7 protein-coding genes are annotated in these 7,043 nt (G+C 71.5%); 4 read left to right on the top strand and 3 right to left on the bottom strand.

The window, feature by feature from the left end; translation table 11 throughout:
• Positions 1-15 precede the first annotated feature (15 nt).
• On the bottom strand, positions 16-1,179 hold the full coding sequence (locus tag GUY61_RS31880) for a glycerophosphodiester phosphodiesterase (protein WP_243766903.1): 1,164 nt from the start codon (positions 1,177-1,179) through the stop codon (positions 16-18).
• A gap of 171 nt (positions 1,180-1,350) precedes the next feature.
• On the opposite strand from GUY61_RS31880, the gene GUY61_RS31885 reads away from it, so the two are divergent.
• The 3 genes from GUY61_RS31885 to GUY61_RS31895 all read left to right on the top strand — a co-directional run bounded on the left by GUY61_RS31885 (position 1,351) and on the right by GUY61_RS31895 (position 4,326).
• Entirely contained in the window at positions 1,351-2,085 is a 735-nt protein-coding gene (locus tag GUY61_RS31885; protein ID WP_166633769.1) for a lysophospholipid acyltransferase family protein, read from the top strand.
• Positions 2,082-2,564, top strand: a complete 483-nt coding sequence (locus tag GUY61_RS31890) for an NUDIX hydrolase (RefSeq protein ID WP_166633781.1) — start codon at positions 2,082-2,084, stop codon at positions 2,562-2,564. Before GUY61_RS31885 ends, GUY61_RS31890 begins: the two co-directional genes overlap by 4 nt.
• 142 nt (positions 2,565-2,706) lie before the next feature.
• On the top strand, positions 2,707-4,326 hold the full coding sequence (locus tag GUY61_RS31895) for an ABC-F family ATP-binding cassette domain-containing protein (RefSeq protein ID WP_166633771.1): 1,620 nt from the start codon (positions 2,707-2,709) through the stop codon (positions 4,324-4,326).
• A gap of 12 nt (positions 4,327-4,338) precedes the next feature.
• Here the strand turns inward: GUY61_RS31895 and GUY61_RS31900 are convergent, their stop codons facing one another.
• Positions 4,339-5,868, bottom strand: a complete 1,530-nt coding sequence (locus GUY61_RS31900) for an MFS transporter (RefSeq protein WP_166633773.1) — start codon at positions 5,866-5,868, stop codon at positions 4,339-4,341.
• Positions 5,865-6,425, bottom strand: a complete 561-nt coding sequence (locus GUY61_RS31905; protein ID WP_166633775.1) for a TetR/AcrR family transcriptional regulator — start codon at positions 6,423-6,425, stop codon at positions 5,865-5,867. The genes GUY61_RS31900 and GUY61_RS31905 overlap by 4 nt, the downstream gene beginning before the upstream one ends.
• Positions 6,426-6,518: 93 nt before the next feature.
• On the opposite strand from GUY61_RS31905, the gene GUY61_RS31910 reads away from it, so the two are divergent.
• Positions 6,519-7,043 (top strand): HAD domain-containing protein (locus GUY61_RS31910; RefSeq protein ID WP_166633777.1); only part of this gene is annotated, 525 nt, incomplete at its 3' end.

Genomic DNA, 7,043 nt, shown 5'->3' on the forward strand with positions numbered 1-7,043 from the left:
GGTATCGCGGCCCCTTCAGCGGCGGCGGAAGTCCTCGGCCGCGAGCAGTCCGGTGTCCGGGTTGTCGGTGAAGATGCCGTCGATTCCCTGCTCGAAGTACGCCCTGTAGGCGCCGAAGACGTCCCCGTACGCGGTGGGGTCGGTGCCCCGGCGGAACTCCGCCGGCAGGAAGGTGTTCTCGTTGCGCATCGTGTACGGGTGGAGGATCAGCCCGGCGCGGTGGGCGTCCCGGACGAGCGTCGTCGGCGTACCGAGACTGCCGTCCGCCTTCTTCGGGATGACGAGGTCGAGCAGCGGGCCGATGCCCTGCGCGAACCCGGAGATCCACTTCAGGCCTTCGGGCGTGACCAGGTCGGCGACCGTCCTCTGGTCGCCGGACTGGACGAAGTCCCACGGGCGGTCGTCGGGCGTCCACAGCAGCACCACGCGCGGGGACTGCACCAGCCGGGACATCCGCTCCATGCTGGTGGGCTCGAAGGACTGGAGGAAGACGGGCGAATCCTTCCGGTGGCGGCCGTACTTGCGCAGCAGCCGGGCGAGCGGCTCCTCCAGGCCCAGGCCGATGCCCCGGAAGTAGGAGGGGTGCTTGGTCTCGGCGTGCAGCCAGACCGGCCTGCCCCGCCTGCGGCCCTCCCTGTCCGCCCAGCGCAGCACCTCCTCGAAGCTGGGCACGGTCCAGCGGCCGTCGTAGAGGGTGTTCTCCTGACGGGCGGCGGGGATGCGTTCCTTGGCCCGCAGGGTCTTCAGCTCCGCGAGGGTGAAGTCCTCGGTGAACCAGCCGGTCAGCGAGGTCCCGTCGACGGTCTTGGTGGTTTTGCGGGAGGCGAACTCGGGGTGGTCGGCCACGTCCGTGGTGCCCGTGATGTCGTTCTCGTGCCGGCAGACGAGGTGCCCGTCCTTCGTGGGCACCAGGTCCTGCTCGATCACGTCGGCGCCCATGTCCAGGGCCAGCTGGTAGGCACCGAGGGTGTGTTCCGGCCGGTAGCCGCTCGCGCCCCGGTGCGCGATCACAGCCGGCACGGGCAGGCTCCGGTAGGATCCCCCGCTCGGGCCGGAGCCGCCGGCGGCGCTCGCGGTGCCGGGCAGTCCCAGCGCCGTCGCACCCGCCGTGAGGACCGCGGCCCCCAGCATCGCGCGTCGTCCGGGCCGCTGTGTTCCGTCCGCCATGTCCTGCGTCATCAACACTCCTTCAACCGCTGTACCGCGCCTGTCCGGCGACACACGGGGCTTGATCGTAGGATTGGACGACGGACTTCGAGGGGACCCGTGATGGAACGTGGCGGAAACACATGTCAACACTGCGTATCGACATGGTGAACCCGGTGTGCGATCAGCGGACCGTGGCGAGTAATGTCCCCACCTGCAGAGACCTCATTTCACACTTCGCCGGACAGAAGAAGACCGGAGGGCACGTTGTCCCGATTCGCGCTCATCAAGGCAGTGCTCGGACCGATCATGCGCCTGATGTTCCGCCCTCGTGTGGAAGGCGCCGAGAACATCCCCGGGACCGGTCCTGTAATCCTCGCCGGCAACCACCTGACGTTCATCGACTCCATGGTGCTTCCGCTGGTCTGTGACCGTCAGGTGCTGTTCATCGGCAAGGACGAGTACGTCACCGGCAAGGGACTCAAGGGCCGGATGATGGCCTGGTTCTTCACCGGGGTCGGCATGATCCCGGTGGACCGGGACGGCGCGAACGGCGGAGTGGCGGCGCTGATGACGGGCCGTCGGGTGCTGGAGGAGGGCAAGGTCTTCGGCATCTACCCCGAGGGCACCCGCTCCCCCGACGGACGCCTGTACCGCGGCCGTACCGGCATCGCCCGCCTCACCCTGATGACCGGCGCACCGGTCGTGCCCTTCGCGATGATCGGCACCGACAAGCTCCAGCCCGGCGGTGCCGGCCTGCCCCGCCCCGGCCGGGTGACCGTCCGTTTCGGCGAGCCGCTCGAGTTCTCCCGCTACGAGGGCATGGACCGCGACCGCTATGTGCTGCGGGCCGTCACCGACTCCGTGATGACCGAGGTCATGCGCCTGTCCGGCCAGGAGTACGTCGACATGTACGCCACCAAGGCCAAGGCGGCCTGAACTTGACGGGTGCCGGCCTGCTGCCCGAACGTCCCGAGCGGTCCGCCCCCGCGCCGAACGGCGTGACGGGCGTCGGTGTCGTCGTCCTCGACCCCGCCGGCCGGGTCCTACTGGGGCAGGGGCACGACGGCCGCTGGGAACTGCCCGGCGGCAAGGTCGACCCGGGCGAGAGCTTCGAGGACGCCGCCGTCAGGGAACTCGCCGAGGAGACCGGTCTGGCGGTCGGCGCCGCGGCGGTGCGCGTCGTGGCGGTCCTGATGGACGGCGTGCGCGGGGTGACCCGGATCTCCGCGGCAGCCGTGACCGAGTCCGCCGGTGAGCCCGTGGTGCGGGAACCGGACAAGATCCGCCGCTGGCAGTGGACCGAACCCGGCGCGATACCCGGAGAACTCTTCGCCCCGTCGGCGGCGGTACTGCGCGCCTGGAACCCGGGGCTGCGGCTTCCCCGGGTGGCCGCGCACTGCTACCCGGTCGCCTGAGCGGCCTTCCGGCATGACGGCCGCCCGTGCCGCGCACGGTCATGGCGCTCGCCCGGCCGGGTACGGCGGATACGGCGGGGGACAGTGGGCCACGGCGCCAAAAGCATTTGGCGCTGCGGTCACGGACGGTGAGAATGCGCCCATGGGACATCTGGAAGCCGCGCATCTCGACTACTACCTGCCCGACGGGCGGGTGCTTCTCTCCGATGCCTCGTTCCGGGTCGGGGAGGGCGCGGCGGTCGCGCTGGTGGGGGCCAACGGCGCGGGCAAGACCACCCTGCTCAGGCTGGTGTCCGGGGAACTGAAGCCGCACGCGGGCACGGTCACGGTCAGCGGCGGCCTCGGAGTGATGCCGCAGTTCGTGGGATCGGTGCGGGACGAGCGGACGGTCCGCGACCTGCTGGTGTCGGTGGCCCAGCCGCGGATCCGCGAGGCGGCGCGGGCGGTGGACCGGGCGGAGCACGCCATCATGACCCGTGACGACGAGGCCGCGCAGATGGAGTACGCGCAGGCGCTGAGCGACTGGGCGGAAGTGCGCGGCTACGAGGCCGAGACGACCTGGGACATGTGCACGACGGCCGCGCTCGGAGTGCCGTACGAGAAGGCGCAGTGGCGCGAGGTGCGGACGCTGTCCGGAGGCGAGCAGAAGCGGCTCGTCCTGGAGGCGCTGCTGCGCGGGCCCGAGGAGGTGCTGCTCCTCGACGAGCCCGACAACTATCTGGACGTGCCCGGCAAGCGCTGGCTGGAGGAACGGCTCCGGGAGACCAAGAAGACGGTTCTCTTCGTCTCCCACGACCGGGAACTGCTGGCCCGCGCGGCCGAGAAGATCGTGAGCGTGGAGCCCGGTCCCGCCGGGTCCGACGTATGGGTGCACGGCGGCGGCTTCGACACGTACCACGCGGCCCGCAAGGAGCGCTTCGCGCGCTTCGAGGAACTGCGCCGGCGCTGGGACGAGAAGCACGCCCAGCTCAAGCAACTGGTCAACACGCTGAAGAACAAGGCCGCGTTCAACGACGGGCTGGCCTCCCGCTACCAGGCGGCCCAGACGAGGCTGCGCAAGTTCGAGGAGGCGGGGCCGCCGCAGGAGCCGCCGCGCGAGCAGGACATCCGGATGCGGCTGCGTGGCGGCCGCACCGGCGTACGGGCGGTGACCTGCAAGGGGCTTGAGCTGACCGGGCTGATGAAGCCCTTCGACCTCGAGGTCTTCTACGGCGAACGGGTGGCCGTCCTGGGCTCCAACGGTTCCGGCAAATCGCACTTCCTGCGGTTGCTGGCGGGCGAGGAGGTGGCCCACACGGGCGAGTGGAAGCTGGGCGCCCGGGTGAATCCCGGTCACTTCGCGCAGACCCACGCGCACCCGGAACTCGAGGGGCGCACGCTGGTCGACATCCTGTGGACCGAGCACGCCAGGGACCGCGGCGGCGCGATGAGCGCGCTGCGGCGTTACGAGCTGGAACGGCAGGGCGACCAGCCGTTCGACAAGCTGTCCGGCGGCCAGCAGGCACGCTTCCAGATCCTGCTGCTGGAACTGCGCGGTACGACCGCGCTGCTGCTCGACGAGCCGACGGACAACCTGGACCTGGAGTCGGCGGAAGCGCTGCAGGAGGGTCTGGAAGCGTACGAGGGCACGGTCCTGGCGGTCACCCACGACCGCTGGTTCGCCCGGTCCTTCGACCGGTACCTGGTGTTCGGCTCGGACGGCCGGGTCCGTGAGGCGCCGGAACCGGTCTGGGACGAGCGCCGGGTCGAGCGCAGGCGATAGCCCCTGCCGGCGTCAGACCCTGGTGTCCAGGCGCTGGGACCGCAGCAGGAACCAGGCCGCCGCGGCGGCGGCCAGCAGGACGGCGGCGCCGGCGCCCGCGGCGAGGCGGAGGCCCTCGACGAAGGCCTCGCGGGTGACGTCGAGCAGTGCCGTCGCCTCGTGCGGGGCAAGCGTTCCGGCCGACTCCGCGGCGCCGCCCAGGGACTCACGGGCCTCGGTGACGGTGGCGGCGGGGATGCCGGCCGGGGCGGTGAAGTCACGGTAGACGCCGGTCACGACGGAGCCGAGGAGGGCGATGCCCAGCGCGGCGCCGAGTTCGTACGCCGTCTCGGAGACCGCGGACGCGGCGCCCGCCTGCTCCTTGGGGACGCTGGAGAGGATGACGTCCGAGGTGACGGTGAAGGAGAGGCCCGCGCCGACTCCGACGACGAGGAGCGCGGCTCCGAGGGCCGGGTAGCCGGTGTGCTGGCCGAGTGCGGTGAGCGTGCCGAGCGCGGCTCCGACGGCGGCCAGGCCGCCGGCGGCCACCGAGCGCACGGAGTACCGCCGGGCGACCCGTCCCGCGGCCAGCCCGGCGGCCACCGCGCCCACGGCGGCGGGGAGTTCGGCGAGTCCGGCCTCCAGCGGGGCGCGGCCCTGCACGAGTTGCAGGAACTGTGAGAGGAAGAAGATCAGCCCGGACAGGCCCAGAATGGTCAGGAGGTCGGCGAGGACGGCACCGGAGAAGCCGCGGTGCCGGAACAGCCGCATGTCGAGCAGCGGAGTGTCCAGGGTGAGCTGCCGCCGGACGAACCAGGCCAGCGCGAGGACGCCCAGCAGGCCTGCTCCCGCCATGGTTCCGTTCACCCCTTCGGCGGCGAGTTCCTTCATGGCGTACACGACTCCGGCCATGCCGGCCATGGACAGGCCGACGCTCGGCAGGTCCCAGGGGCCGGGGGCGGGGTCACGGGACTCGGGGAGCAGCCGGGCTCCGACCAGAACCAGGACGGCCATGACGGGCAGGTTGATCAGGAAGACGGAACCCCACCAGAAGTGCTCCAGCAGGAATCCGCCGGCGACGGGACCGACGGCCGCTCCGGCGGAGGCGGTGGCGCCCCAGATGCCGACCGCGAGACTGCGTTCCCGCGGATCGTGGAAGAGGTTGCGGATCAGCGCGAGGGTCGCGGGCATCAGGGTGGCGCCGGCCACGCCGAGCAGGGCCCGGGCCAGGATCATCATGCCCGGTCCCGTGGCGTACGCGTTGAGGACGGACACGGCGCCGAACGCGGCCGCGCCGGTCAGCAGGAGCTTCTTGCGGCCGATGCGGTCGCCGAGGCTGCCCATGGAGACGAGCAGTCCGGCGAGCACGAAGGAGTAGACGTCGCCGATCCAGAGGAGCTCGGTGCCCGAGGGGCGCAGGTCCTCGGTGATGAACGGGGTGGCAAGGCCGAGAACGGTCGCGTCCACGGCGACGAGGAGCACGGCGAGGACGAGGACGCACAGCGCCGCCCACCGTCCCCGCACCGGGGTCGTGGCCGGCTTGTCGAGTATGCCGCTGCTCATGGGAGTGCGCTCCGTGTCTCACGTCGTACGCCGCCGAGCAGCAGCTCGACGACCATGTGCTGGAAGTCGTTGGCGGCGACCCGGCCGTCCTGCACGGACCAGGCGCAGGCGCCGATCAGTCCGTACAGCGCCTCGGTCAGCCAGGCGGGGGTCAGGTCGATGCGGAACTCGCCGCGCTCCTGACCGCGCCGGAAGAGCGCGGAGACGCGGGCGTCGAGGCGGGCCCAGCCCTCGTTCTGCTGCTCGCCCTCGAAGAGCTGGTTCTCGGTGACGAGGAAGGCGAGGAACCCGGCGACCGTCTCGGTCTCGGCGACCAGCCGCCCCAGCGCCTCGGCCGCCGGCCCCTCCTCGGTGCGCGCCCGGTCGAGCGCGGCCTCGAACTCCTCGATGCCGAGCTGCTCGAGGGCGCGCACGAGCGCGTCGCGGCCCGCGAAGTGCCGGTGCAGGGTGGCGCGGCTGATGCCGGCGGCCCTGGCGACCTCGTCCATGGTGGCGGTCGCCTTGCGGGTGAGCAGCGCGGCGGCGCTGCGCAGCACCTGTTCACGATCGACTGTCATGAAACAAAGATAGCCCACACGATACATGAATGTCTCATCCGAGACGGAGATAAGTCATTGCCCGGAACACGTGGACCCCGCCATGCTCGGTGGATGAAGCCGCTGCTGCTCATCGATGTGGACGGCCCCCTGAACCCGTACGCCGCCAAGCCCGAGCGGCGGCCCGACGGCTACGAGACCCACCGGGCCCGCCCGTCGGGGTGGCCGGGCGCCAGGCCGCTCCGGCTGTGGCTCAACCCGGCGCACGGCGCCGAGCTCACGCGGCTGGCCGACGCCTACGAACTGGTGTGGGCGACGACCTGGCGGGGCGAGGCCAACGAATGGATCGGCCCGCACCTCGGACTGCCCGAACTGCCCCACATCGAGTGGCCCTCGATGTGGGGGCGCTCACCGCGCGGCACCTTCTGGAAGACGCAGTACGTCCTGGAGTACGCCGGCGGACGTCCCTTCGCCTGGATCGACGACGAGATCACCGCTCTGGACCGGGAGTTCGTGGAGCGCGACTACCTCGGGCACGCCCTGCTCATGACGATCCACCCCGCCCTCGGGCTGACCCGCGCGGACTTCGACGCTCTCGCGGCCTGGGCGGACGAGCTCGGGCGGGGCGGACCGGGCGGG

The organism is Streptomyces sp. GC420 (genome assembly GCF_009916105.1).
Lineage (GTDB): Bacteria > Actinomycetota > Actinomycetes > Streptomycetales > Streptomycetaceae > Streptomyces.